We start from the raw sequence: 26,220 nt of genomic DNA, 5'->3' as shown, positions 1-26,220 counted from the left end.
GGAGGAGTTATGCGTCTGGATCGTCTTACCAATAAATTCCAGCTTGCTCTTGCCGATGCCCAGTCACTCGCATTGGGGCACGACAATCAATTCATCGAACCACTTCATCTAATGAGCGCCTTGCTGAATCAGGAAGGGGGATCGGTACGTCCTTTATTAACGTCTGCTGGCATTAATGCTGGCCAGTTACGTACAGCCATTGACCAGGCGTTGAGCCGTTTGCCGCAGGTAGAAGGTACCGGCGGTGATGTGCAGCCTTCTCAGGAACTGGTGCGTGTACTGAATCTTTGCGACAAGCTGGCGCAAAAACGTGGGGACAACTTTATTTCGTCAGAACTGTTCGTTCTGGCGGTGCTTGAGTCACGCGGTACGCTGACCGATTTATTAAAATCAGCAGGGGCGACGACCGCCAATATCACTCAGGCAATTGAACAAATGCGTGGAGGTGAAAGCGTGAATGACCAGGGGGCTGAAGACCAACGTCAGGCCTTGAAAAAATATACCGTCGATCTGACTGAACGTGCTGAACAGGGCAAACTCGATCCAGTTATCGGCCGTGATGAAGAAATTCGCCGTACCATTCAGGTGCTGCAACGTCGTACTAAAAATAACCCAGTGTTAATCGGTGAACCCGGTGTCGGTAAAACAGCCATTGTTGAAGGGCTGGCCCAACGCATCATCAATGGTGAAGTGCCGGAGGGCTTAAAAGGCCGTCGTGTACTGGCGCTGGATATGGGCGCGCTGGTGGCTGGGGCCAAATATCGCGGTGAGTTTGAAGAACGCTTAAAAGGTGTGCTGAACGATCTCTCGAAACAGGAAGGCAACGTCATTCTGTTTATCGACGAATTGCATACCATGGTTGGGGCGGGTAAAGCCGATGGCGCGATGGACGCCGGGAACATGCTGAAACCAGCGCTGGCTCGCGGGGAACTGCACTGCGTAGGCGCCACAACGCTTGATGAATATCGCCAGTACATCGAAAAAGATGCGGCGCTGGAACGTCGTTTCCAGAAAGTGTTTGTGGCTGAACCTTCAGTGGAAGACACCATCGCAATCTTGCGTGGCCTGAAAGAACGTTATGAGCTGCACCATCATGTGCAGATTACTGACCCGGCGATTGTTGCGGCAGCTACGTTGTCTCATCGTTATATTGCCGATCGTCAGTTACCGGATAAAGCTATCGACCTTATTGACGAAGCGGCATCCAGCATTCGTATGCAGATTGACTCCAAGCCGGAGGAACTCGACAGACTCGACCGCCGTATTATCCAGCTCAAACTGGAACAGCAGGCATTAATGAAAGAGTCTGATGAGGCAAGTAAAAAACGTCTCGATATGCTCAACGAAGAGCTGGACGACAAAGAGCGCCAGTATTCTGAGTTAGAGGAAGAGTGGAAAGCTGAAAAAGCCTCCCTCTCGGGAACGCAAACTATCAAGGCTGAGCTGGAGCAGGCAAAAATCGCCATCGAACAGGCGCGCCGCGTTGGCGACCTGGCGCGGATGTCTGAACTGCAGTACGGCAAAATTCCTGAACTGGAAAAACAGCTGGAAGCAGCCACTCAGTCTGAAGGCAAAACCATGCGTCTGCTGCGTAATAAAGTCACGGATGCTGAAATTGCTGAGGTGCTGGCGCGCTGGACCGGGATCCCGGTTGCTCGCATGCTGGAAGGCGAACGGGAAAAACTGTTGCGTATGGAACAGGAGCTGCACAGCCGTGTGATTGGTCAGAACGAAGCGGTGGAAGCCGTTTCTAACGCCATCCGTCGTAGCCGCGCGGGCTTGTCCGATCCGAATCGTCCGATTGGTTCATTCTTGTTCCTTGGTCCAACCGGGGTCGGTAAAACCGAACTGTGCAAAGCGCTGGCAAACTTTATGTTCGACAGTGACGACGCAATGGTGCGTATCGATATGTCCGAGTTTATGGAGAAACACTCGGTGTCTCGCTTGGTTGGGGCACCTCCGGGATATGTCGGTTATGAAGAAGGTGGGTATCTGACGGAAGCAGTACGTCGTCGTCCTTACTCTGTCATCCTGCTGGATGAAGTGGAAAAAGCGCACCCGGATGTGTTCAACATTCTGCTGCAGGTGCTTGACGATGGTCGTCTGACTGACGGACAGGGAAGAACGGTCGACTTCCGTAATACGGTTGTCATCATGACCTCAAACCTGGGGTCTGATCTAATCCAGGAACGCTTTGGTGAGCTGGATTACGGCCACATGAAAGATATGGTGCTGGGCGTCGTGAGCCATAACTTCCGACCGGAATTCATCAACCGTATAGATGAGGTTGTTGTATTCCATCCGTTGGGTGAGCAGCACATTGCTTCTATTGCTCAGATTCAGCTGCAGCGTCTGTACAAACGTCTGGAAGAACGTGGCTATGAAATCCATATTTCTGACGAGGCGCTTAAACTGCTGAGCGCGAATGGTTACGATCCGGTATATGGCGCACGTCCATTGAAACGTGCTATCCAGCAGCAGATCGAAAACCCGCTGGCGCAGCAAATTCTGTCTGGTGAACTGATTCCGGGCAAAACGATTCGTCTGGAAGTGAATGACGATCGCATCGTGGCAGTGCAGTAAGTCACAAAACAACAATAAACGGGCCCTGCGGGGCTCGTTTTTGTTTAAAATTCAGGCGAAAATAGACGTATTGATTGAAAAGTAATCGCTTGATAAGTTTTTTATATTTTTAACTTGTCAGCCTGAAATAACTCCCTATAATGCGCCTCCACTGACACGGAACAACGGATTATAAGCCGCCGGGTCAGCGGGGTTCCACTGAGAACTCCGGCGAAGAAAGCGAAATTAAATGCTTGACTTCGCAGCGGGATAGCGTAATATGCACACCCCGCGCCGCTGAGAAAAAGCGAAGCGGCACTGCTCTTTAACAATTTATCAGACAATCTGTGTGGGCACTCGAAGATACGGATTCTTAACGTCGCAAGACGAAAAATGAATACCAAGTCTCTGAGTGAACACGTAATTCATTACGAAGTTTAATTCACGAGCATCAAACTTAAATTGAAGAGTTTGATCATGGCTCAGATTGAACGCTGGCGGCAGGCCTAACACATGCAAGTCGAACGGTAGCACAAAGGAGCTTGCTCCTTGGGTGACGAGTGGCGGACGGGTGAGTAATGTCTGGGAAACTGCCCGATGGAGGGGGATAACTACTGGAAACGGTAGCTAATACCGCATAACGTCGCAAGACCAAAGTGGGGGACCTTCGGGCCTCACACCATCGGATGTGCCCAGATGGGATTAGCTAGTAGGTGGGGTAACGGCTCACCTAGGCGACGATCCCTAGCTGGTCTGAGAGGATGACCAGCCACACTGGAACTGAGACACGGTCCAGACTCCTACGGGAGGCAGCAGTGGGGAATATTGCACAATGGGCGCAAGCCTGATGCAGCCATGCCGCGTGTATGAAGAAGGCCTTCGGGTTGTAAAGTACTTTCAGCGAGGAGGAAGGCGTTGTGGTTAATAACCGCAACGATTGACGTTACTCGCAGAAGAAGCACCGGCTAACTCCGTGCCAGCAGCCGCGGTAATACGGAGGGTGCAAGCGTTAATCGGAATTACTGGGCGTAAAGCGCACGCAGGCGGTCTGTCAAGTCGGATGTGAAATCCCCGGGCTCAACCTGGGAACTGCATCCGAAACTGGCAGGCTAGAGTCTTGTAGAGGGGGGTAGAATTCCAGGTGTAGCGGTGAAATGCGTAGAGATCTGGAGGAATACCGGTGGCGAAGGCGGCCCCCTGGACAAAGACTGACGCTCAGGTGCGAAAGCGTGGGGAGCAAACAGGATTAGATACCCTGGTAGTCCACGCCGTAAACGATGTCGACTTGGAGGTTGTGCCCTTGAGGCGTGGCTTCCGGAGCTAACGCGTTAAGTCGACCGCCTGGGGAGTACGGCCGCAAGGTTAAAACTCAAATGAATTGACGGGGGCCCGCACAAGCGGTGGAGCATGTGGTTTAATTCGATGCAACGCGAAGAACCTTACCTACTCTTGACATCCAGAGAACTTAGCAGAGATGCTTTGGTGCCTTCGGGAACTCTGAGACAGGTGCTGCATGGCTGTCGTCAGCTCGTGTTGTGAAATGTTGGGTTAAGTCCCGCAACGAGCGCAACCCTTATCCTTTGTTGCCAGCGATTCGGTCGGGAACTCAAAGGAGACTGCCAGTGATAAACTGGAGGAAGGTGGGGATGACGTCAAGTCATCATGGCCCTTACGAGTAGGGCTACACACGTGCTACAATGGCATATACAAAGAGAAGCGACCTCGCGAGAGCAAGCGGACCTCATAAAGTATGTCGTAGTCCGGATTGGAGTCTGCAACTCGACTCCATGAAGTCGGAATCGCTAGTAATCGTGGATCAGAATGCCACGGTGAATACGTTCCCGGGCCTTGTACACACCGCCCGTCACACCATGGGAGTGGGTTGCAAAAGAAGTAGGTAGCTTAACCTTCGGGAGGGCGCTTACCACTTTGTGATTCATGACTGGGGTGAAGTCGTAACAAGGTAACCGTAGGGGAACCTGCGGTTGGATCACCTCCTTACCTTAAAGAACCTGCCTTTGTAGTGCTCACACAGATTGTCTGATGAAAAGTAAATAGCAAGGCGTCTTGCGATTGAGACTTCACGTCCCCTTCGTCTAGAGGCCCAGGACACCGCCCTTTCACGGCGGTAACAGGGGTTCGAATCCCCTAGGGGACGCCACTTGCTGGTATGTGTGAGTGAAAGTCGCCGACCTCAGTATCTCAAAACTTACCTTCGGGTGACGTTTGAGATATTTGCTCTTTAAAAATCTGGATCAAGCTGAAAATTGAAACGACACACTGTTTCATTTCTCCGTAATAAGAAATGAAAAGCGGTGTGTTCGAGTCTCTCAAATTTTTGCAAGTCGATGATGAATCGAAAGAAACATCTTCGGGTTGTGAGGTTAAGCGACTAAGCGTACACGGTGGATGCCCTGGCAGTCAGAGGCGATGAAGGACGTGCTAATCTGCGATAAGCGTCGGTAAGGTGATATGAACCGTTATAACCGGCGATTTCCGAATGGGGAAACCCAGTGTGATCCGTCACACTATCATTACGTGAATACATAGCGTAATGAAGCGAACCGGGGGAACTGAAACATCTAAGTACCCCGAGGAAAAGAAATCAACCGAGATTCCCCCAGTAGCGGCGAGCGAACGGGGAGCAGCCCAGAGTCTGAATCAGCTTGTGTGTTAGTGGAACGGTCTGGAAAGTCCGACGGTACAGGGTGATAGTCCCGTACACCAAAATGCACAGGTTGTGAACTCGAAGAGTAGGGCGGGACACGTGGTATCCTGTCTGAATATGGGGGGACCATCCTCCAAGGCTAAATACTCCTGACTGACCGATAGTGAACCAGTACCGTGAGGGAAAGGCGAAAAGAACCCCGGCGAGGGGAGTGAAAAAGAACCTGAAACCGTGTACGTACAAGCAGTGGGAGCCTACTTGTTAGGTGACTGCGTACCTTTTGTATAATGGGTCAGCGACTTATATTCTGTAGCAAGGTTAACCGTATAGGGGAGCCGAAGGGAAACCGAGTCTTAACTGGGCGTTAAGTTGCAGGGTATAGACCCGAAACCCGGTGATCTAGCCATGGGCAGGTTGAAGGTTGGGTAACACTAACTGGAGGACCGAACCGACTAATGTTGAAAAATTAGCGGATGACTTGTGGCTGGGGGTGAAAGGCCAATCAAACCGGGAGATAGCTGGTTCTCCCCGAAAGCTATTTAGGTAGCGCCTCGTGAACTCATCTTCGGGGGTAGAGCACTGTTTCGGCTAGGGGGTCATCCCGACTTACCAACCCGATGCAAACTGCGAATACCGAAGAATGTTATCACGGGAGACACACGGCGGGTGCTAACGTCCGTCGTGAAGAGGGAAACAACCCAGACCGCCAGCTAAGGTCCCAAAGTCATGGTTAAGTGGGAAACGATGTGGGAAGGCACAGACAGCCAGGATGTTGGCTTAGAAGCAGCCATCATTTAAAGAAAGCGTAATAGCTCACTGGTCGAGTCGGCCTGCGCGGAAGATGTAACGGGGCTAAACCATGCACCGAAGCTGCGGCAGCGACACTATGTGTTGTTGGGTAGGGGAGCGTTCTGTAAGCCGTTGAAGGTGTATCGTGAGGTATGCTGGAGGTATCAGAAGTGCGAATGCTGACATAAGTAACGATAATGCGGGTGAAAAACCCGCACGCCGGAAGACCAAGGGTTCCTGTCCAACGTTAATCGGGGCAGGGTGAGTCGACCCCTAAGGCGAGGCCGAAAGGCGTAGTCGATGGGAAACAGGTTAATATTCCTGTACTTGGTGTTACTGCGAAGGGGGGACGGAGAAGGCTATGTTAGCCGGGCGACGGTTGTCCCGGTTTAAGCATGTAGGCGGAGGTTCCAGGTAAATCCGGTACCTTTTTAACGCTGAGGTGTGATGACGAGGCACTACGGTGCTGAAGTAACAAATGCCCTGCTTCCAGGAAAAGCCTCTAAGCATCAGGTAACACGAAATCGTACCCCAAACCGACACAGGTGGTCAGGTAGAGAATACCAAGGCGCTTGAGAGAACTCGGGTGAAGGAACTAGGCAAAATGGTGCCGTAACTTCGGGAGAAGGCACGCTGATATGTAGGTGAAGTGATTTACTCATGGAGCTGAAATCAGTCGAAGATACCAGCTGGCTGCAACTGTTTATTAAAAACACAGCACTGTGCAAACACGAAAGTGGACGTATACGGTGTGACGCCTGCCCGGTGCCGGAAGGTTAATTGATGGGGTTATCCGTAAGGAGAAGCTCTTGATCGAAGCCCCGGTAAACGGCGGCCGTAACTATAACGGTCCTAAGGTAGCGAAATTCCTTGTCGGGTAAGTTCCGACCTGCACGAATGGCGTAATGATGGCCAGGCTGTCTCCACCCGAGACTCAGTGAAATTGAACTCGCTGTGAAGATGCAGTGTACCCGCGGCAAGACGGAAAGACCCCGTGAACCTTTACTATAGCTTGACACTGAACACTGGTCCTTGATGTGTAGGATAGGTGGGAGGCTTTGAAGTGTGGACGCCAGTCTGCATGGAGCCATCCTTGAAATACCACCCTTTAATGGCTGGTGTTCTAACGTGGACCCGTAATCCGGGTTGCGGACAGTGTCTGGTGGGTAGTTTGACTGGGGCGGTCTCCTCCTAAAGAGTAACGGAGGAGCACGAAGGTTAGCTAATCCTGGTCGGACATCAGGAGGTTAGTGCAAAGGCATAAGCTAGCTTGACTGCGAGAGTGACGGCTCGAGCAGGTGCGAAAGCAGGTCTTAGTGATCCGGTGGTTCTGAATGGAAGGGCCATCGCTCAACGGATAAAAGGTACTCCGGGGATAACAGGCTGATACCGCCCAAGAGTTCATATCGACGGCGGTGTTTGGCACCTCGATGTCGGCTCATCACATCCTGGGGCTGAAGTAGGTCCCAAGGGTATGGCTGTTCGCCATTTAAAGTGGTACGCGAGCTGGGTTTAGAACGTCGTGAGACAGTTCGGTCCCTATCTGCCGTGGGCGCTGGAGAATTGAGGGGGCTGCTCCTAGTACGAGAGGACCGGAGTGGACGCATCACTGGTGTTCGGGTTGTCATGCCAATGGCATTGCCCGGTAGCTAAATGCGGAAGAGATAAGTGCTGAAAGCATCTAAGCACGAAACTTGCCCCGAGATGAGTTCTCCCTGAGACTTTAAGTCTCCTGAAGGAACGTTAAAGACGATGACGTTGATAGGTCGGGTGTGTAAGTGTAGCGATACATTGAGCTAACCGATACTAATGAACCGTGAGGCTTAACCTTACAACGCCGAAGATGTTTTGGCGAAGAGACGACATTCAGCTTGATACAGATTACATTAACTGGCGAAAAGCGGGTTAATAACAGAATTTGCCTGGCGGCTGTAGCGCGGTGGTCCCACCTGACCCCATGCCGAACTCAGAAGTGAAACGCCGTAGCGCCGATGGTAGTGTGGGGTCTCCCCATGCGAGAGTAGGGAACTGCCAGGCATCAATTAAAGTGAAGAAGCCCATCCTGACGGATGGGCTTTTTTGCGTGTGTGCGGGGTAAAAACCGCCGGGCTGAACGTATTGTGCAGGCCTGATAAGCGCAGCGCATCACGCAATTCCGGCGGCAGATTGCTGGATTCGACCTAACCGCCTTAATCGACTAACAAAAGCACACTGTCTCGATCTACTACACGGATCTCTCCCTCGAACATATCTGAATCCTTTCTCTGCTAATTAAAATCGTGATCTTTCCTGCATAATAATATATAACAATTATATAACATTTAATTCACCAAAAAACACACAACCATCATTGATAAATTCATGCGATCGTTGGCAGGGGTACAATTCTAATGGCTGATAGTAGTGTAACTGAGAACGGGGCGCTGGCAGACGGCGATACCCGCCGTCGTATATGGGCGATTGTCGGAGCATCATCAGGGAATCTGGTCGAATGGTTTGATTTCTATATCTACTCTTTCTGTTCTCTTTATTTTGCTCATATCTTTTTCCCATCAGGAAATACCACCACACAACTCTTACAAACCGCCGGCGTGTTTGCCGCAGGCTTCTTGATGCGACCAATTGGAGGCTGGTTGTTTGGCCGTATTGCGGATAAGCACGGGCGTAAAAAGTCCATGTTGCTGTCCGTTTGTATGATGTGTATGGGATCGTTGGTGATCGCTTGTCTACCGGGATATGAAACTATCGGTACCTGGGCCCCTGCGTTATTACTGCTGGCCAGACTATTCCAGGGGTTATCTGTAGGTGGTGAATACGGAACCAGCGCGACCTATATGAGTGAAGTTGCCGTTGAAGGTAAGAAAGGTTTTTATGCTTCATTCCAGTACGTGACGTTAATCGGCGGGCAGTTACTGGCATTGTTGGTTGTGGTCATATTACAGCACACGTTAGAAGACTCTGCGCTCAGAGCGTGGGGGTGGCGTATTCCATTTGCGTTGGGCGCCGTGCTGGCTATTGTTGCGCTATGGCTGCGTCGCCAACTGGATGAAACCTCGAAACAGGACGTTCGCGCGCTGAAAGAAGCAGGTTCCCTGAAAGGTCTGTGGCGTAATCGCAAAGCCTTTGTCATGGTGCTTGGCTTTACCGCCGCGGGTTCGTTGTGTTTTTACACGTTCACAACCTACATGCAGAAATACCTGGTCAATACCGCTGGTATGCATGCCAACGTAGCCAGCGGGATTATGACGGCGGCACTGTGTGTGTTCATGCTGGTTCAACCGCTGTTCGGCGCTTTGTCAGATAAGATTGGCCGGCGTACTTCAATGCTGTGTTTTGGCGCGTTGGCTGCGATTTTCACTGTTCCCATTCTGACAGCATTGCAAAGCGTAACATCCCCGTATATGGCGTTTGCTTTGGTGATGAGTGCCCTGTTAATCGTGAGTTTCTATACGTCAATCAGCGGTATTTTGAAGGCTGAGATGTTCCCGGCGCAGGTGCGCGCTCTGGGAGTTGGCTTATCTTATGCGGTGGCTAATGCCCTGTTTGGTGGCTCAGCTGAATATGTGGCGTTATCCCTGAAGTCTGTCGGTATGGAAACGACATTCTTCTGGTACGTCACCGCGCTGGCAGTTGTCGCGTTTTTAGTATCGCTGATGTTGCATGGGAAGGGGAAAGGTCTGCGCCTCTAGTAATGTGCCAGTTGCCAGACCGCATAGCCGGTAGACGCGCCTGCAACATCCCAGGCGAAGTCCTTCCAGCTCCAGCCGCTCCCTGCGGGACGGCTGTCCCACAGTTCTTTTGACGCGCCCAGGCTGACTGAGAACATCAGGCCGATAGCCGCACTGCGATCGCGGCTGTTGCCCTGATGTTGGGCATATTCATTGCCGGCTGCGGCAAGCATGGCGGAGGCGATGAAGTGTTGAGCTTTGTCTTGCCCACTCCACTGGTCGTTAGCCATGTGGCTGCAGCCAGAAATGGCCAGGATGCTGGTAAGAATGAACAGGCGCACCGTTGCCTCCATATGAAAAACCCCGTCACTGGACGGGGTCTTGATTACAGAATACGGCTAATTAATCTGTCGATACGAATACGGCGTAGTCGACGAATGAGCTTACGCACTTTGACTGGATAGTCAGCAATACTTTGCAGGTCGCGATAGTGCTTAACGACGGTAGTATGCGTACGGATAAGCTCCAGCTCTTTATCGCGCTGGGGAGTCAGCTCTTGCTTAGGATCGTGGATAAGGATGGCGTTTTCCAGATCCAGACGCCAGGCGCGAGGGTTAAGGTTGTTGCCGGTGAGCAGCATCCATTTATCATCAACCCACATACCTTTCAGATGATAGGTGTTGTCATCATCTTTCCATAGGCGTACGACCAGCTGGTCGGTATTCACGTAATACTGCAATCTGCTCAGGAAACGGCGCAGATTTATTTCATACAGATAAGGCAGCGCGCCGATGATCTTGAATGGCTCATCTTCTGGAATGAAAAAGTCGTTGGCGGTTTTATCACCGACAATGATTTCAACCTTTTTCCCTTCACGCAGCAGTTGAATGATATTGCGCACCAGTATGGCGGGCAGGTTGAAATAAGGGGTACAGATTGTGAGTTTGTGCTCCGCGCAGGGCATAAGATGGAAAATGGTCTTATTTAACAGACTGGATTTCCCAAGGCCCACCAGAGGCGTAACCGAAAGCTGTTCGTTATCAGCATCACCCTGAAAATGGAATGACGCATCACGCAGTTCTTGGCGGTACAGGCGGATATCGTTTTTAATTTCCGGGCTTTTAGGTCGGTTGATATCATCAAGGCGGTTAACGCCGCGACCCTTTATCAGGTTCTGCGTAACCCAATCGAACATGATATCGGCCATTTGCGCATTGCGAATCAACTGATAACGGTCATAGCGATATTTATCATGCTGATGCAGGTAAACATCGTTCAGACTGGCCCCGCTGTACAGGACGCTGTCATCGATAATAAAGCCTTTGAAATGCAGGACGCCAAGCGCTTCACGGGTGTTAATCGGAACGCCATAAACAGGAATATCGATACCAGGGTTTTCTTGCGCCATTCGGCAATACCAGTCAGCATTAGTATTGGATGCCGCAGCCCCAATACGACCGCGCTGAGCTCTGTGCCAGTCGACAAGTACCCGGACATCCAGTTCAGGACGCTGCCGTTTTGCCGCATAGAGAGCGTCAAGTATGCCTTTACCACCGTCATCCTGTTCCAGGTACAGCGCAATAATGCAGATCCGTCGCGTCGCGCTGGCTATTTTTTCCAGCAGAGTCTCCCTGAAATTAGCGGGAGCATAAAAGAAATCTACATCATCAACTGACTGAGAAATCTTGGGTAGTTGGGCAAGGTGTTGTTGATGTTTATTACGCTTAAATTTTGACAACATCACAGTGCATTTCTTCTCTGTTCATTGAAGGGTCCTCTGTGCTATGCAGACGACATAAGCGGGCAATGATACCACCAGTACCCATTAATGTGGTCAACATTTCCAGTACCTTACTCACGATTCCTCACATTGGGCCAGATTAAGCGTTAGCCCAACAATTCCCTCTTCGAGCTGGACGTCAACAACAAACCCGAGTTTTCGGGCCAGGGCGACCATCCCACGATTGTTTGGCATCGTAATACCATTCAAACGTATAAGTCCGTGATCTCGGGTATATGCAATTAATTTTTCCATCAATCGGCGACCCAGTCCAAGCCCTTTGAGATCGGAACGAACCAGTACGGCAAACTCAGCATCTACGTTATCAGGATCCGAGATTGCTCGCGTTACGCCGAGGATCTCTTCGTGATTATCTTTACAACGCACCGCAACAAAAGCCATTTCCCGATCGTAGTCGATCTGCGTCATATTGGCTAAATCTTCGTGGGTAAATTCATTGATCTCACTGAAATAGCGATAATAAAGATCTTCTTTTGTCACTTGAGAAATGAACTGCTGTAGATGAGGTTCATCCTCCGGTAAAATGGGGCGGAACAGACAGCGCTCGCCGTTCTTCAACTCCACCCACTCTTCAAGCTGATGGGGGTAGGGACGTACAGCCAGCCTGCTTTCGTTATCTCCCGCGAAAGGGGCAATATCCAGCGTAACGTCCAGCGCGGTAAATTCTTCGGCGGAGGCCAGCAGAGGATGAATATCCAGACGCTGAATTTCCGGGCAGTCGACGATCAGGTTGGAGACCTGCACCAGAAGTTGGCTCAACCCGGCGATATCCAGCGGACGTAGTGCGCTGCGAGCGCGGATCTTTTTATTTTTGATCCCCTGGATCACCAGATAACGCGCCAGATTCATGTTCAATGGCGGCAAGGCCACCACTGCTTGCTCTTCCGGTCGCCACTCAACACCACCTTCACCCAGCATAATCAACGGACCAAATACCGGGTCGTGTTCAACGACGACGCGAAGTTCTTGAGCACCAGCGCGATTCGCCATACTTTGTACTAATAAACCGTGAATGCGTGCCTGCGGCCAGGCCATTTTTACCCGATCGAAAATTGCATTGGCAGCCTGCTGCACTTCTGTTGCTGTACGCAGGTAGAGCATTACCCCCTGAACTTCCGACTTATGCGGGATATCAGGAGAACGCAGCTTGAGCGCCACCGGGTAGCCGATTTGCTCCGCGATGTGTACGGCCTCCGCGCTGTCGCTGGCGATCCATGTCGGCAGTGTATGTAAGCCATAGGCCTGTAAAATAGGCTGAACTTCATGAGTATCCAGCGACGTTGCGCCTTCTGCAATCGCCTGTTGTAACAGATTATGCGCTTCGGCGGTGTTGGTGGTCAGATTGTCGGGTAGCGCAGGCGTTTCACGCAGTTGCTTCTGGTTACGCCGGTACTCCACCATATGCATAAATGCAGTGATAGTGCCTTCAGGCGTGCGGTAGGTTGGTAATCCGGCTTCGCTAAACAGTCTGCGTGCTTCCTGTGAGGAAAACTCTCCGCACCAGTTGGTCAGCAACGAGACGAATTTTCCTCGGGGATGATGCTTTACCGCTTCAATCAATGCCTGTGCGCTTTCGGTTCCGGGAGCGGCTGCGCTGGGTGAATGAATCACCATCAACGCGTCGAAATCCTGGCTGGCGAGCAAAATATCCAGCGTCTTAACGTAGTGTTCGCTGCTGGCGTCATCACGCAGATCCAGTGGGTTGGCGATATCAACATGTTCAGGCAAGGCATCGCGTAATTTCTGGCAGGTGTCTTCATTCAACGTCGCCAACTTGCCATTTTTTGACCACAGTTCATCTAATGCCAGTGCGGCAGGCGCGGCCCCATTGCTGATGATCATTAGCCTGTCGCCACGTAGTGGACGCATGTGGCTCAAGGTTTCGACTGCTGAGAACAGCTCGTGAGTGTCTTGTACGCGCAGTAAACCGGCGCGCTGAATAGCTGCATCCCACGCAGGGTCCATCCCGGCGCTGGTATGCAGTAAACGCTGCGCTGCAGGGCTGCGACCGCTCTTAATCACCAGAATAGGTTTATTGCGCGAGGCGCTACGGGCGGCGGAAACAAAGCGCCGGGCATCACTTAAATGTTCGAGATACAGCAATATCGCGCTGGTTTTACTGTCGCGTGCCAGGTAATCCAGTAGCTCATCAACGTCGATATCCAGGCTATCACCCAGCGCGATAAAGTAAGAAAAGCCCATTTCTCTCTGCTGTGCCCAGTCGAGTATGGTATTGGACACGGCGGCGGATTGAGAGATGAAAGCCAGCTTGCCGCGCTTAATCGGGACGGGGGAAAAGCTGGCGTTAAGTCCTTGCCAGGGGGCGAGAAGTCCCAGGCTGTTGGGACCCAGAAGACGTATGTTGTAGCGTGATGCGCAGGCCAGCAGCTCCGCGTGCTGCGCCGAGGGTGCTGAGAGAATAATGCAGGTTTTACAACCTTTCTCGCCAAGTGCTTCGAGTAATGCCAGGTTACGGCTGGCATTGGTGCACAACACGGCGAGATCGGGGCTAAAAGGCAGGCTGTTGATATTGGGCCACGCCAGTACGCCCAACACCGCTTTCCATGCGGGCGTCACCGGTAAAACAGGTCCATTGAAACCGCCAGCAAGCAGGTTACGCATCATCAGGTAACCTGCGCGATTAGGCTTCATTGACGCCCCAATCACCGCAATGGATTTCGGTCGCAATAGTGCTTCCAGACCACGCTGACTCATATCGGCTTCCTTAATGACACCAGTGACCGAATGATTTTAAACGTTTTCTGATGAATCTGCTGTGACGTTTCCCTGATGTTGAGTTTTTCCTGCCAGGTAGCGGGTTTTAAAGCGAGTAAAATGATCGCTTAACCCTTCTGCGGCTTGCGTATCTCCCGCCAGATCCAACAAGGCGATGGCCACCTCGGCTGTGCAATATTGCCCTTCGGCGTGAACGCCACGCAGGTGGTAAGCAGAAAGGCGTGATAAATCAACAGAGATCACCGGCAGGTTATCGAGGTACGGGCTTTTGCGGAACATTTTACGCGCCTCAGGCCAGGTGCCGTCGAGCATGATAAACAATGGGGGCTTACCGGCTGGTGGCGTGAAAATCACTTCACGCTCTTCACCCGCATAGGAGGCCGGGAATACAACCATCGGCTGGTAATCCGGATTTTTCACCAGTTCCAGCAGCGCCTGCGGCGGCTCGGTACGCGACCACTGAAAAGCCGTGGTATCGGGCAGAATATCGGCAATTAAACGCCCCGTGTTGCTGGGCTTCATCGGCTCGGTATCAAACATCACCAGACAAAAGCGACTTTTTGCCTCAGAGGGCGCCAGAGTTGCGCACAAGCAGAGCTTCTGCGGCAGCAGGCAGCGTTGACAGCGGCGAACGCGATTACCTCGGGCAAGGAAAGGACGCGTGGCGCGCGCGAGGCGCTCAGCGCGTAACTGAAGAACAGCGTTATCGGTCATGGGGAAACACGTTGAAAAACGCTATTGTCGCAGAGGTGAAAACGGGGCACAAGATGCGCCCCGTAGAGATTATAATGATTCGTTAAGCCAGTTATCAAACGGGGCTTTTGGTACAGCGCCGTTAAGCATGTCGACGATTTCACCTTTTCTGAAGATCATGATGGTCGGAATGCTGCGGATACCGAAACGGGCGCTGAGTTCACGCTCGGCTTCCGTATTCACTTTAACAAAACGCACTTTGCCGCTACGCTCTTCCGCGACATCTTCAAAAATCGGGGCGAAGTTACGACATGGACCACACCAGGGGGCCCAAAAGTCAACGACCACCGGAAGATCGTCTTTTAACAGTTTATCCAGTGTCTCACCGGTCGCATTGATCACCTCCCCATCAAACAGGTCGTGACCACAGCGTCCGCATTTAGCCGCTTCCTGGACACGATCGTCAGGGATGCGGTTGATAGCCTGGCAGCTGGTACAAACGGTATTCATAACTAACCTCTGGATGAGTGGAGTGGACTTCACGGCATAAACGCCAGTATGTTTCTATTATGTTACATATTATCGGAGAGTCTGTTCTAAACAACAATGCGTTTTATTCAATGAGTACAATAGTCCTTAGCTTTTAAATGAAATAATGGCTAACGACGTGCACATCGGGTAATCTGCGCGCTTCGCGCAGAGCAGGTGGAGAAAAACATGAGCGACGAACTGAAGAACAAAAACGGCAAGGTCAAAGTGATGTACGTCCGCAGTGACGATGACTCGGATAAACGCACCCAAAATCCACGTACTGGCAAAGGCGGCGGTCGCCCCGGTACTTCCCGAGCCGAAGGCGGTCGTCGCCCTGCCCGTGATGAACGAAAGGGTCCGAACAGCGAACGTGGTCGTGAACGCGGGCGTGACCGCGATGTAGAACGCGACCGCAGACGTGAAGATTCACCGTGGCGTACCGTTTCCCGCGCACCGAATGATGACGCAGCGGATAAAGCCGATCACGGCGGTATTAGCGGTAAGAGCTTTATCGATCCTGAAGTATTACGCCGTCAGCGCGCGGAAGAAACCCGCGTTTACGGTGAGAATGCCTGTCAGGCTCTGTTCCAGAGTCGTCCGGACGCTATCGTCCGCGCCTGGTTTGTTCAGAGCGTAACCCCGCGTTTTAAAGAAGCATTACGCTGGATGGCGGCAAACCGCAAAGCCTATCACGTGGTTGACGAAGCCGAGCTGGCGAAAGCCTCTGGCACTGAACACCACGGTGGCGTCTGTTTCCTGATCAAAAAACGTAACGGCACCACCGTTAAGCAGTGGGTCAGTCAGGCAGGGGCGCAGGATTGCGTGCTGGCACTGGAAGATATCGCTAACCCGCATAACCTGGGCGGTATGATGCGTAGCTGCGCGCACTTCGGTGTGAAAGGCGTGGTGGTTCAGGATGCGGCGCTGCTGGAATCGGGGGCGGCTATCCGTACTGCTGAAGGTGGAGCAGAGCATGTTCAGCCGATTACCGGTGACAGCATTGTCGATGTGTTGGACGATTTCCGTAACGCGGGTTACACGGTAGTGATGACCTCAAGCGTGAAAGGTAAACCGCTGTTTACTACCGCGCTGCCGGAAAAAATGGTGCTGGTATTAGGGCGTGAGCGTGAAGCTCTGCCAGAAGCAGCATGTTCAGCCGACGACCTGTGCGTGGCGATTGACGGTACCGGCAAGGTAGAAACGCTCAATGTTTCTGTCGCGACCGGCGTTTTGCTCGCGGAGTGGTGGCGTCAGAACAAAGCCTGATAATAAAAATGCCAGCGAATCGCTGGCATTTTTTTACTCGCTTTCTGCGGGTAATACCGGCATCCAGTCAATCGGTTTTTCACCTCGTTGTTCCAGCCATTCATTCGCCAGTACAAAGTGATTGCAACCAAAGAAACCGCGATGCGCAGAGAGTGGTGATGGGTGGGGCGCTTTCAACACATGGTGACGCTGCGCATCAATAATCGCGCCTTTCTTCTGTGCGTGAGAACCCCAGAGCAGGAAAACCACGCCTTCCCGATGTTGGTTAATCAGGCTGATGACTTTATCGGTAAATGTTTCCCATCCAAGGCTGGCGTGAGAATGTGCCTGACCGGCGCGAACGGTGAGTACGGTGTTGAGTAACAGTACCCCCTGGCGTGCCCAGCTTTCCAGATATCCGTGCGTGGGGCGGGTGAAGCCGGGAATTGTTGCTTCCAGCTCTTTGTACATGTTCAGCAACGAAGGCGGAGTGGCAATCCCCGGACGAACAGAGAACGCGAGACCGTGTGCCTGGCCTGGGCCGTGGTAAGGATCCTGACCCAGGATGACAACTTTCACGTCACCAAGCTCGGTAAAACGAAACGCGTTAAACACATCTTTTTGCGGCGGATAAATTGTCATTCCTGACTGACGCTCGCCGGCAACAGTATGCAGTGTGTTAACAAAATAAGGCTGCTGTTTTTCTTCAGCCAGCACATCGTGCCAGGTTAATTCGGTGGCCATCTCGCTCTCCTGCGAATTTTCAATCCCCCTAGCTTAACTGCTTCTTTCGACGTCGCAAAATTCTGTACGTTTCTCAATGGTCTATCCCTTAAAGATAGTTGAAAATTTATGTAAAAAGTTTAGCTGTGTACACGGCGTAAGTTGATGTAAAACAATAAAATCCACCTATCACCACTTTTCATGTGTGGTTTTTATTGATTTAAATCAAAGATTCGAGGGTGTGTGAGGGGTATATATACACTCAAGCAACAATGGTTTTACCAATTGGCCGGATGACGGCCAACCGAGATCAAATAATTTTGCCGGGGAGGCATCAAATGATTACAGGTATCCAGATTACTAAAGCTGCAAACGACGACCTGCTGAACTCTTTCTGGCTGCTGGACAGCGAAAAAGGCGAAGCACGCTGCATCGTTGCGAAAGCAGGTTTCAATGCTGATGAAGTCGTTGCTGTCAGCAAACTGGGCGAAATCGAATACCGTGAAGTACCGGTAGACGTACAGCCGGAAGTCCGCGTGGAAGGTGGTCAGCACCTGAACGTGAACGTTCTGCGTCGCGAAACGCTGGAAGATGCAGTTAAGCATCCGGAAAAATATCCGCAGCTGACCATCCGTGTTTCTGGTTATGCAGTGCGTTTCAACTCTCTGACCCCAGAACAGCAGCGCGACGTTATCGCTCGTACCTTTACTGAGAGCCTGTAAGGCTCACGGGGAATAGCCCCGTTTAGCAAAGAATCAAAAAGCGGAAGATGCCAGTGTGTCTTCCGCTTTTTTGCATCCGTTAGTAAAAGATCCTTACCGCGCAATACACCAACAGCAGCGCCAGAATGATATTCAACTGCCGGCCGTAACGGCGAAAAACGCGCTGAAAAAGATGGCCCGCCAGCGCCCAGCAGGCATTTGTGAAGGTTCCGATCAGCGCCAACAGAATACTCACTCCAATCAGCCAGTGTGCGTCCTGAGTGTACGGTAATACAAACGTGGATAACGCGGTAATGCCGTACAAAATGATTTCACGTTAACAAACTGCAAGCCAAAACTCGCCCAGAAGCTAATCGGCTCTGACCGCAAATCATCGTTTGTAGCCGGGCTGGTGGCGATCTTCAGCGCCAGCCACAGGATATAAGCTGCCCCAGCCCAACTGAGCCAATGGATGATGGCAGGATCCATAACCGCCAGTGAAAATGACGGGCGAAACGCTGCTGGCGTATAAAATGCCGCAGGTTTTACAGCGAGTTAAACAACGTGCGCCCCATGTGCGGTTGTCTTTACAGTCACTCAATTGTTATGTAATTCGCGATGCGTTGCTCAGTGATGAGGTCGATCTGGGGGGGGGTTATCGGGTGGGTAATGACGATGCCCTTGAGTTGATGCCGCTAGGCGATCAGTCACTGGCATTAGTTGCTTCGCCGCTGCTCCAGCACGTTAATTTTACTCAGTATAACCAGCACATTCCCTGCAGTTTTATCATTAATGAGCCGCAATGTATTTTCAGACAGCGCTTCGAGGGGCTACTGCGTAAACGACAGATTACGCTGGAAAATACCATTGAGTTATGGAGCATTGAAAGCATTAAGCAGTGCGTATCGGCAAATCTTGGGGTCAGCTTTTTGCCGCGTTTTGCCGTTGAGAGGGAGCTACGTTCAGGGGAATTGATTGAATTACCGTACAGTGAACAACCTGAGTTAATTACGGCATTGTGTGGTTATCATGCCGGAAAAGTCGTTAGTCCGGCGATGCGGGTGTTTCTTGAGTGTATTGAAGAGAGTTTTGCATCACGTGAAAAAATGCCGGGCTAAACGGCCCGGCATTCGGTTTACTCTTTGTCGGACTGCTGGGTAGCAGCTCCGCTCGGCTTACGACGTTTGCCGATATTTTTTGCATCGCGGTGACGTTTTTTCACCCGCGGTTTCTCTTTCTCTTTCGCTTTTTTCTCGGCGCGCTTCGCCAGCACTTTCTTGGATGGTTTACCGTTGGATTTCTCACTTGGCGCGCGCGTGGTTGGACGCAGTTCGTCGATGACGCGTGCTTTCAGCGGTTCGTCAATATAGCGGCTCGCTTTGCCGAGAAGCAGATGGTCGTGCGCTTCAACCAAAGAGATCGCAGTACCTTTACGACCTGCGCGACCGGTACGGCCAATGCGGTGCAGATAGGCATCGCCACTGCGCGGCATGTCGAAGTTAAACACATGGCTGACGTCAGGAATATCGATCCCGCGAGCGGCAACGTCGGTGGCTACCAGCACGTTCACGCGGCCATCGGTCAGGCGTTTGATCGCTTCATTGCGTTTGTTCTGCACCATCTCGCCTTCGAGATAGCAGTTGTTAATGCCCGCCTGGCGCAGCCAGCCTGCCAGCTCGTGCACACGCTCGCGTTTACGTACGAAGACAATCGAGCGGGTCGCTTCCGGCTGTTTTAACAGATGGATCAGCAGGGCAGTTTTGTGCTCGATGTCATCGGCACGGTAGTAAAACTGATGGATCTTCTTGCGTTCGCGGGTGGACGGATCCGCTGAGACTTCGACCGGATCTTCCAACAGACGCTCGGCAAAATCTTTAATCGCATCGCCTTCCAGCGTGGCGGAGAACAGCATGGTTTGCTTACGCCAGCGGGTTTCACCGGCGATATGTTCGATGTCCTGGGCAAAACCCATGTCCAGCATGCGATCTGCTTCATCGAGAATTAGCGTCTCAACCGCATGGCAGTCGAAGTTTTCTTCTTTAATGTATTGCAGCAGACGACCCGTGGTGGCAACCACGATGTCCTGGTTTTCGCTAAAGACTTCCATGTGGTTCATGTAAGCCACGCCGCCGGTAATGGTCGCGATATCCAGATGCGTATTTTTCGCCAGCTCACGGGCGTGTTCAGCAACCTGCATCGCCAGTTCGCGCGTTGGCGTCAGGATTAAAATGCGCGGCGGACCGGATTTCTTGCGTGGGAAGTCGAGCAGGTGCTGCAACGCTGGCAGCAAATATGCCGCCGTTTTACCGGTGCCTGTCGGCGCAGAACCGAGTACATCACGGCCATCGAGCGCAGGCGGAATGGCGGCAGCCTGAATGGCGGTCGGGCGAGTGAAACCTTTTTCCTGGAGGGCATCCAGAAGGCTTTCATCGAGTTCAAGTTCGGAAAAAGTCGTTACAGTCATGTTCTACCTCTGAGTGGGGCGCTGATTATAGACGTTACGGCTGCAATCTTCATCTGTTTGTATGGATATACCTTCTCAGGTATTGTTTTTATCCTATGTTATCGTTTTTTTTTCAGGAAGGTTGTTCTTCATGCCCCAGTCTACATCCGTACTGAAACGTAATGGATTTACTTTTAAGCAGTTTTTTGTGGCACACGATCGCTGTGCAATGAAAGTCGGAACGGACGGCATTTTATTGGGGGCCTGGGCCCCCGTTGCGGGCGTAAAGCGGATCCTGGATATTGGTACCGGGAGCGGCCTGTTGGCGCTGATGCTGGCCCAGCGCACTGATGAAAACGTCATCATTGACGCCGTGGAGCTTGATGTCGACGCCGCGCAGCAGGCGCAGGAGAACATCGCGCAATCTCCGTGGATGCATCGCGTGAGTGTTCATACAGAAGATGCGCAACAGTGGATACCGCGTCAGACCGTGCGTTTTGATTTGATAATCAGCAATCCTCCCTATTATGAACAGGGCGTGGAATGCGCTACACCGCAGCGCGAGCAGGCCCGCTATACCACCTCGCTCGATCACCAGGCGTTGCTTACGTTGGCGGCGGACAGCATTACGGAAGACGGTTTTTTTTGTGTGGTGCTACCGGAGCAGATTGGTAACGCATTTACTCAGCAGGCGCTTAGCATAGGCTGGCATCTGCGATTGCGCACGGATGTAGCAGAAACCGAGGCCCGTCTACCGCATCGGGTATTGCTGGCATTCTCCCCGCAGGCCGGGGAGTGCTTTAGCGACAGGCTGGTGATCCGTGGGCCAGACCAACGTTACTCTGAAGGTTATACGGCGCTGACCCAGGCGTTCTATCTGTTTATGTGATGACTGAGCGGCGAGAGAATTGACGGGCCCGCCTCTGGAAGCTGTTCTGGGTAATCCAGCGTGTAGTGCAGGCCCCGACTCTCTTTGCGCATCATCGCGCAGCGGACAATCAGCTCGGCAACCTGCACCAGATTGCGCAGCTCCAGTAGGTTGTTCGACACACGGAAATGGGCGTAATACTCGTCGATTTCCTGTTGCAGCATGGTGATACGGCGCAGGGCGCGTTCCAGACGTTTAGTGGTGCGCACAATACCGACGTAATCCCACATGAACAGCCGCAGCTCATGCCAGTTATGCTGGATAACAACCAATTCATCTGGATTTTCTACCCGGCTTTCATCCCAGCCCGGGAGCGTGCTGACGCCGCGTGCATAAGGCATACGCCTGTCGATATCTTCAGCCGCGGACCAACCGTAAACCAGACACTCCAGCAATGAGTTCGATGCCATCCGGTTGGCGCCATGCAGGCCGGTGTAACTCACTTCGCCGATCGCATACAACCCATCGACATCGGTACGGCCAAAGTCATCAACCATCACGCCGCCGCAGGTATAGTGCGCGGCAGGCACGATGGGAACAGGTTCTTTGGTTAGATCAATGCCCAGTCCCAGCAACTTTTCATAAATCATCGGGAAATGCTGACGAACAAATTCTTCCGGTTTATGACTGATATCGAGGAACATGCAATCTGCACCCAGGCGCTTCATTTCATGATCAATGGCGCGGGCGACAATATCGCGGGGAGCCAGTTCGCCACGCTCGTCAAAATCGGGCATAAAGCGTGAACCGTCCGGGCGTTTCAGGTGCGCGCCTTCGCCGCGCAGCGCTTCGGTCAGCAGAAAATTGCGCGCCTGCGGATGATACAGCGCTGTTGGGTGAAACTGGTTAAACTCCAGGTTGGCGACGCGGCATCCCGCACGCCAGGCCATTGCAATTCCGTCACCCGAGGAAATATCCGGATTGGTGGTGTATTGATACACCTTTGACGCGCCGCCAGTGGCCAGCACTACCGACTTAGCATGGCAGGTTTCTACGGCTTCTTTATTACGATTCCAGATCCAGGCACCGACAACCCGACGCGTTCCCGGCAGACCGATTTTATCGGAGACAATCAGGTCGACAGCATTACTGCGCTCGAGAACCCGGATGTTGGGATGATTTTGTGCCTGGCTGACGAGGGTGGTTTCGACTTCTTTGCCGGTAGCATCCGCAGCGTGCAGGATACGTCGATGGCTGTGACCGCCTTCACGGGTCAGGTGATAGCTCTCTTCACCGTTAGGCTGAACCTGCGTATCAAATAAGACGCCCTGATCGATAAGCCATTGAACGCAGGTACGGGCATTGCTGGCGACAAATTCAACCGCATGGCGATCGCACAGCCCGGCCCCGGCAATCAGCGTATCTTCAACGTGGGAGTCGATACTGTCGGTTTCATCGAAAACCGCGGCAATACCGCCCTGGGCATAAAATGTCGAGCCTTCGCTGACCGGCCCTTTGCTCAGGACAATAACCTGATGCTTTTCAGCCAGGCGCAGCGCCAGTGAGAGTCCGGCAGCCCCGCTGCCAATGATCAGCACGTCACAGGATAATTCAGGAGTCGTATTCATGATTTTTGTTTAATTTACTAAACAGTGTTTGGTCACCATAGCACCACATTGCGCGATACTGCACGTTTTATTTTTAAACGTGTTGCAATGACTAAACATGAAAGAAAAACATGATGAGGGCGAAATAGGCAAAAATATTTTGTGAAGCAGGCCGTTAGCACCAGATTATGTGATGAAATAAAGTGCCCGTTGGGTTACTCTGCAAGCGGTGAAATGGGCATTTCTGTACAGATAGTGCGTTGATCGGGTTATGTAGACTTATAATGAGAGATAAGACCTGTCTACAACATGACAAACAAAAAACAATGCGTAACGGAACTTTACGAAACTTGAGCACTCTAAGCATTTGCTTGCTCATAGTGAAGCTGATGGAGTGGCGTTTCGAAGGCGCGTGGAAATTTGGTTTGGGGAGACTTTACCTCGGATGAGCGAGCAGTTAACGGACCAGGTCCTGGTAGAACGGGTCCAGAAGGGAGATCAGAAAGCCTTTAACCTACTGGTAGTGCGCTATCAGCATAAGGTGGCGAGTCTGGTTTCTCGCTATGTACCATCGGGTGATGTACCCGATGTAGTACAAGAAGCATTTATCAAAGCCTATCGTGCGCTGGACTCGTTCCGGGGGGATAGTGCTTTTTATACCTGGCTGTATCGTATTGCGGTCAATACAGCGAAGAATTACCTGGTCGCTCAGGGGCGTCGTCCACCTTCCAGTGATATAGATGCGATTGAAGCAGAAAATTACGAAAGTGGCGGTGCGCTGAAAGAAATTTCGAACCCTGAGAACTTAATGTTGTCAGAAGAACTGAGACAGATAGTTTTCCGAACTATTGAGTCCCTCCCGGAAGATTTACGTATGGCAATAACCTTGCGGGAGCTGGATGGCCTGAGCTATGAAGAGATAGCCGCTATCATGGATTGTCCGGTGGGTACGGTGCGTTCACGTATCTTCCGAGCGAGGGAAGCTATTGATAATAAAGTTCAACCGCTTATCAGGCGTTGACGATAGCGGGATACTGGAAAAGGTATTAGGCATGCAGAAAGAAAAACTTTCCGCTTTAATGGATGGCGAAACGCTGGATACTGAGTTGCTCAAAGAGCTGGCTCACGACCCGGAAATGCAAAAAACCTGGGAGAGTTATCACCTGATTCGCGATTCCATGCGAGGTGATACTGCCGACGTTCTCCATTTCGATATTTCCGCCCGCGTAATGGCCGCCATCCAGGATGAGCCGGTACGTCAGACGGCGCCATTGATTCCTGAGGCCCAGCCAGCACCGCACCAGTGGCAGAAAATGCCGTTCTGGAAGAAAATGCGTCCGTGGGCCGCGCAGCTTACTCAAATGGGTGTGGCCGCGTGTGTATCACTTGCAGTTATTGTTGGCGTCCAGCACTATAATGGGCAATCTGAAACGTCCCAGCAGCCCGAAACGCCGGTATTTAATACATTACCGATGATGGGTAAAGCCAGTCCGGTAAGCCTGGGTGTACCTTCTGACGCGACGGCCAGCGGCGGTCAGCAACAGCAGGTACAGGAGCAGCGTCGTCGTATTAATGCCATGTTGCAGGATTACGAACTGCAACGTCGACTGCACTCTGAACAGCTTCAGTTTGAGCAGGCCCAGACACAGCAAGCCGCTGTGCAGGTGCCAGGAATTCAAACTTTAGGAACGCAATCGCAGTAATGAAGCAACTTTGGTTTGCCATGTCACTTGTGGCTGGTAGCCTGTTCTTCTCTGTCAACGCCTCGGCCAATCCTGCGTCCGGGGCGTTGTTGCAGCAGATGAATCTGGCCAGCCAGTCGCTCACCTATGAGCTGTCATTTGTCAGCATCAATAAGCAGGGTGTTGAATCCCTACGTTATCGCCATGCCCGCCTGGATAACCGTCCGCTCGCGCAACTGTTGCAAATGGATGGTCCGCGCCGGGAAGTGGTGCAACGTGGCAACGAAATCAGTTATTTTGAGCCAGGTCTCGAACCGTTCACGCTGAACGGCGACTATATCGTTGACTCACTGCCCTCCCTGATTTACACCGACTTCAAACGTCTTGCTCCCTACTATGATTTTATCTCAGTAGGCCGCACCCGTATTGCCGATAGGCTCTGTGAAGTGATCCGCGTTGTGGCGCGTGACGGCACCCGTTACAGCTATATCGTTTGGATGGACACTGAGACCAAGCTGCCAATGCGTGTTGATCTTCTTGACCGTGATGGCGAAACGCTGGAACAGTTCCGCGTCATCGCGTTTACTGTTAACAACGGTGTCAGCGACAGCATGCAGACGCTGGCGAAAGCCAATCTGCCGCCGTTGTTGTCAGTTCCTGCGGGTGAGAAAACCAACTTCAACTGGAGTCCGTCGTGGTTGCCGCAAGGCTTCAGCGAGGTGTCCAGCAGTCGACGTCCGCTGCCGACGATGGATAACATGCCGATCGAATCACGGCTTTATTCCGATGGTCTGTTCAGTTTCTCCGTGAACGTAAACCGCGCGATGCAAAACAGTGCCGATCAACTGCTGCGCACTGGACGCCGCACGGTTAGCACCAGCGTGCGAGATAACGCCGAAATCACTATTGTCGGTGAGCTTCCGCCGCAAACGGCGAAGCGTATCGCGGACAATATTAAGTTCAGGGCTGCACAATGATTAAAGAGTGGGCGACGGTCGTCTCCTGGCAAAATGGTCTGGCGACGGTCAGCTGTGATGTTAAAGCATCATGTAGCAGCTGTGCTTCCCGGGCCGGATGCGGGAGCCGCGTGCTGAACAAACTGGGACCACAGACCACACACACCATCGTGGTGCCCTGCGACGAACCCTTGACCCCTGGTCAAAAAGTTGAACTGGGCATTGCCGAAGGTAGCCTGCTCGGTTCGGCGATGCTGGTCTACATGTCTCCGTTGGCGGGACTGTTTCTTTTCGCGGCGCTATTCCAGGTACTGTTTGGTTCCGATCTTGCGGCATTAAGCGGAGCAGTGTTGGGGGGCGTGGGCGGATTCCTGATTGCTCGTGGATACTCTCGTAAGCTTGCTGAACGCGAAGCCTGGCAGCCGGTCATTCTGAACGTTGCTCTCCCACCCGATCTTATTCGCGTCGAAACCCAGCAGTGATATCTTTGCCTGATGGCACTGCGCTTATCAGGCCTACAGCGTCCTCAGATGCAGGCGTAGGTCGG

18 protein-coding genes, 1 tRNA gene, 3 rRNA genes and 2 pseudogenes are annotated in these 26,220 nt (G+C 52.2%); 15 read left to right on the top strand and 9 right to left on the bottom strand.

The annotated features are described in order from the left end of the window. Positions 1-9: 9 nt before the first annotated feature. The 6 genes from clpB (at position 10) to E6P06_RS21310 (ending at position 9,708) form a co-directional block, all read left to right on the top strand. On the top strand, positions 10-2,583 hold the full coding sequence (clpB, locus tag E6P06_RS21335) for an ATP-dependent chaperone ClpB (protein WP_003031249.1): 2,574 nt from the start codon (positions 10-12) through the stop codon (positions 2,581-2,583). 438 nt (positions 2,584-3,021) lie between these two features. Next, positions 3,022-4,563 (top strand): 16S ribosomal RNA (locus tag E6P06_RS21330). 84 nt (positions 4,564-4,647) lie between these two features. Further along, positions 4,648-4,723 (top strand) — tRNA-Glu (locus tag E6P06_RS21325). Positions 4,724-4,944: 221 nt separating this feature from the next. Next, a 23S ribosomal RNA gene (locus E6P06_RS21320) occupies positions 4,945-7,850 on the top strand. 90 nt (positions 7,851-7,940) lie between these two features. Beyond that, positions 7,941-8,056 (top strand): 5S ribosomal RNA (rrf, locus tag E6P06_RS21315). Together the 16S, 23S and 5S rRNA genes with 1 tRNA gene alongside form the textbook arrangement of a ribosomal RNA operon. 353 nt (positions 8,057-8,409) lie before the next feature. After that, complete coding sequence (locus E6P06_RS21310) at positions 8,410-9,708, top strand: MFS transporter (RefSeq protein WP_016150786.1); 1,299 nt, start codon at positions 8,410-8,412, stop codon at positions 9,706-9,708. Here the strand turns inward: E6P06_RS21310 and E6P06_RS21305 are convergent. The 5 genes from E6P06_RS21305 to trxC form a co-directional block, all read right to left on the bottom strand. Continuing rightward, the gene (locus E6P06_RS21305; protein ID WP_153687927.1) at positions 9,705-10,040 is read right to left on the bottom strand and encodes a YfiM family lipoprotein; all 336 of its coding nucleotides are present in this window, start codon (positions 10,038-10,040) and stop codon (positions 9,705-9,707) included. The genes E6P06_RS21310 and E6P06_RS21305 overlap by 4 nt on opposite strands. A 32-nt stretch (positions 10,041-10,072) precedes the next feature. Then, positions 10,073-11,428 (bottom strand): CDP-diacylglycerol--serine O-phosphatidyltransferase, encoded by a 1,356-nt coding sequence (gene pssA, locus E6P06_RS21300; protein WP_008319601.1) that lies wholly within the window; start codon positions 11,426-11,428, stop codon positions 10,073-10,075. 114 nt (positions 11,429-11,542) lie between these two features. Continuing rightward, a complete protein-coding gene (pat, locus tag E6P06_RS21295; RefSeq protein WP_003037556.1) occupies positions 11,543-14,203 on the bottom strand; it encodes a protein lysine acetyltransferase in 2,661 nt (886 codons plus the stop codon). Positions 14,204-14,239: 36 nt separating this feature from the next. Further along, positions 14,240-14,938, bottom strand: coding sequence for a tRNA-uridine aminocarboxypropyltransferase (gene tapT, locus E6P06_RS21290; RefSeq protein ID WP_003847051.1), 699 nt, complete (start codon positions 14,936-14,938; stop codon positions 14,240-14,242). 69 nt (positions 14,939-15,007) lie between these two features. Further along, positions 15,008-15,427 carry a thioredoxin TrxC gene (gene trxC / locus E6P06_RS21285; protein WP_032937941.1) on the bottom strand — a complete coding sequence of 140 codons (420 nt, stop codon included), beginning with the start codon at positions 15,425-15,427 and terminating at the stop codon, positions 15,008-15,010. A 207-nt stretch (positions 15,428-15,634) separates the two neighbouring features. On the opposite strand from trxC, the gene E6P06_RS21280 reads away from it, so the two are divergent. Next, a complete protein-coding gene (locus tag E6P06_RS21280) occupies positions 15,635-16,714 on the top strand; it encodes a tRNA/rRNA methyltransferase (RefSeq protein ID WP_003838362.1) in 1,080 nt (359 codons plus the stop codon). A 33-nt stretch (positions 16,715-16,747) separates the two neighbouring features. On the opposite strand, the gene ung is transcribed toward E6P06_RS21280, so the two are convergent. Continuing rightward, on the bottom strand, positions 16,748-17,437 hold the full coding sequence (ung, locus tag E6P06_RS21275; RefSeq protein WP_003037561.1) for a uracil-DNA glycosylase: 690 nt from the start codon (positions 17,435-17,437) through the stop codon (positions 16,748-16,750). Positions 17,438-17,754: 317 nt separating this feature from the next. On the opposite strand from ung, the gene grcA reads away from it, so the two are divergent. Then, positions 17,755-18,138: an autonomous glycyl radical cofactor GrcA gene (gene grcA / locus E6P06_RS21270; RefSeq protein ID WP_003037563.1), complete on the top strand. Its 384-nt coding sequence runs from the start codon at positions 17,755-17,757 to the stop codon at positions 18,136-18,138. 79 nt (positions 18,139-18,217) lie between these two features. On the opposite strand, the pseudogene eamB reads toward grcA, so the two are convergent. Continuing rightward, positions 18,218-18,624: pseudogene (gene eamB, locus E6P06_RS21265) on the bottom strand (cysteine/O-acetylserine transporter); the annotation flags it as partial. On the opposite strand from eamB, the pseudogene E6P06_RS21260 reads away from it, so the two are divergent. Then, positions 18,624-19,235 (top strand): annotated as a pseudogene (locus tag E6P06_RS21260) (substrate-binding domain-containing protein); the annotation flags it as partial. The pseudogenes eamB and E6P06_RS21260 overlap by 1 nt on opposite strands. Positions 19,236-19,252: 17 nt before the next feature. Here the strand turns inward: E6P06_RS21260 and srmB are convergent. Next, positions 19,253-20,581 (bottom strand): ATP-dependent RNA helicase SrmB, encoded by a 1,329-nt coding sequence (srmB, locus tag E6P06_RS21255; RefSeq protein ID WP_003037569.1) that lies wholly within the window; start codon positions 20,579-20,581, stop codon positions 19,253-19,255. A gap of 130 nt (positions 20,582-20,711) precedes the next feature. On the opposite strand from srmB, the gene trmN reads away from it, so the two are divergent. After that, complete coding sequence (gene trmN, locus E6P06_RS21250) at positions 20,712-21,449, top strand: tRNA(1)(Val) (adenine(37)-N(6))-methyltransferase TrmN (RefSeq protein WP_003847060.1); 738 nt, start codon at positions 20,712-20,714, stop codon at positions 21,447-21,449. Here the strand turns inward: trmN and nadB are convergent. After that, complete coding sequence (gene nadB, locus E6P06_RS21245; protein WP_003037572.1) at positions 21,434-23,056, bottom strand: L-aspartate oxidase; 1,623 nt, start codon at positions 23,054-23,056, stop codon at positions 21,434-21,436. The two genes, trmN and nadB, sit on opposite strands and share 16 nt — an antisense overlap. A gap of 263 nt (positions 23,057-23,319) precedes the next feature. On the opposite strand from nadB, the gene rseD reads away from it, so the two are divergent. The 5 genes from rseD to rseC are packed head-to-tail and all read left to right on the top strand — an operon-like array spanning position 23,320 to position 26,155. Beyond that, the gene (gene rseD, locus E6P06_RS21240; protein WP_049259737.1) at positions 23,320-23,484 is read left to right on the top strand and encodes a rpoE leader peptide RseD; all 165 of its coding nucleotides are present in this window, start codon (positions 23,320-23,322) and stop codon (positions 23,482-23,484) included. Further along, positions 23,481-24,056 carry an RNA polymerase sigma factor RpoE gene (gene rpoE / locus E6P06_RS21235; RefSeq protein WP_003037573.1) on the top strand — a complete coding sequence of 192 codons (576 nt, stop codon included), beginning with the start codon at positions 23,481-23,483 and terminating at the stop codon, positions 24,054-24,056. The genes rseD and rpoE overlap by 4 nt, the downstream gene beginning before the upstream one ends. 31 nt (positions 24,057-24,087) lie before the next feature. Continuing rightward, positions 24,088-24,738, top strand: coding sequence for an anti-sigma-E factor RseA (rseA, locus tag E6P06_RS21230; protein ID WP_003037574.1), 651 nt, complete (start codon positions 24,088-24,090; stop codon positions 24,736-24,738). Continuing rightward, positions 24,738-25,694 carry a sigma-E factor regulatory protein RseB gene (gene rseB, locus E6P06_RS21225; protein WP_003847063.1) on the top strand — a complete coding sequence of 319 codons (957 nt, stop codon included), beginning with the start codon at positions 24,738-24,740 and terminating at the stop codon, positions 25,692-25,694. Before rseA ends, rseB begins: the two co-directional genes overlap by 1 nt. Beyond that, positions 25,691-26,155 carry a SoxR-reducing system protein RseC gene (gene rseC, locus E6P06_RS21220; RefSeq protein ID WP_003037576.1) on the top strand — a complete coding sequence of 155 codons (465 nt, stop codon included), beginning with the start codon at positions 25,691-25,693 and terminating at the stop codon, positions 26,153-26,155. Before rseB ends, rseC begins: the two co-directional genes overlap by 4 nt. Positions 26,156-26,220 lie beyond the last annotated feature (65 nt).

It is taken from the genome of Citrobacter sp. CF971 (assembly GCF_006385635.1).
Taxonomy (GTDB): Bacteria; Pseudomonadota; Gammaproteobacteria; order Enterobacterales; family Enterobacteriaceae; genus Citrobacter; species Citrobacter freundii.
The sequence above is the reverse complement of the archived record's forward strand: the minus strand, read 5'-3'. Positions and strand labels throughout refer to the sequence as shown.

Excerpts from the sequence above, each read along its gene's own strand:
- clpB (WP_003031249.1), top strand. The coding sequence starts at position 10 with ATGCGTCTGGATCGTCTTACCAATAAATTCCAGCTTGCTCTTGCCGAT.
- E6P06_RS21310 (WP_016150786.1), top strand. The coding sequence starts at position 8,410 with ATGGCTGATAGTAGTGTAACTGAGAACGGGGCGCTGGCAGACGGCGAT.
- E6P06_RS21305 (WP_153687927.1), bottom strand. The coding sequence starts at position 10,040 with ATGGAGGCAACGGTGCGCCTGTTCATTCTTACCAGCATCCTGGCCATT.
- pssA (WP_008319601.1), bottom strand. The coding sequence starts at position 11,428 with ATGTTGTCAAAATTTAAGCGTAATAAACATCAACAACACCTTGCCCAA.
- pat (WP_003037556.1), bottom strand. The coding sequence starts at position 14,203 with ATGAGTCAGCGTGGTCTGGAAGCACTATTGCGACCGAAATCCATTGCG.
- tapT (WP_003847051.1), bottom strand. The coding sequence starts at position 14,938 with ATGACCGATAACGCTGTTCTTCAGTTACGCGCTGAGCGCCTCGCGCGC.
- trxC (WP_032937941.1), bottom strand. The coding sequence starts at position 15,427 with ATGAATACCGTTTGTACCAGCTGCCAGGCTATCAACCGCATCCCTGAC.
- E6P06_RS21280 (WP_003838362.1), top strand. The coding sequence starts at position 15,635 with ATGAGCGACGAACTGAAGAACAAAAACGGCAAGGTCAAAGTGATGTAC.
- ung (WP_003037561.1), bottom strand. The coding sequence starts at position 17,437 with ATGGCCACCGAATTAACCTGGCACGATGTGCTGGCTGAAGAAAAACAG.
- grcA (WP_003037563.1), top strand. The coding sequence starts at position 17,755 with ATGATTACAGGTATCCAGATTACTAAAGCTGCAAACGACGACCTGCTG.
- srmB (WP_003037569.1), bottom strand. The coding sequence starts at position 20,581 with ATGACTGTAACGACTTTTTCCGAACTTGAACTCGATGAAAGCCTTCTG.
- trmN (WP_003847060.1), top strand. The coding sequence starts at position 20,712 with ATGCCCCAGTCTACATCCGTACTGAAACGTAATGGATTTACTTTTAAG.
- nadB (WP_003037572.1), bottom strand. The coding sequence starts at position 23,056 with ATGAATACGACTCCTGAATTATCCTGTGACGTGCTGATCATTGGCAGC.
- rseD (WP_049259737.1), top strand. The coding sequence starts at position 23,320 with ATGAGAGATAAGACCTGTCTACAACATGACAAACAAAAAACAATGCGT.
- rpoE (WP_003037573.1), top strand. The coding sequence starts at position 23,481 with ATGAGCGAGCAGTTAACGGACCAGGTCCTGGTAGAACGGGTCCAGAAG.
- rseA (WP_003037574.1), top strand. The coding sequence starts at position 24,088 with ATGCAGAAAGAAAAACTTTCCGCTTTAATGGATGGCGAAACGCTGGAT.
- rseB (WP_003847063.1), top strand. The coding sequence starts at position 24,738 with ATGAAGCAACTTTGGTTTGCCATGTCACTTGTGGCTGGTAGCCTGTTC.
- rseC (WP_003037576.1), top strand. The coding sequence starts at position 25,691 with ATGATTAAAGAGTGGGCGACGGTCGTCTCCTGGCAAAATGGTCTGGCG.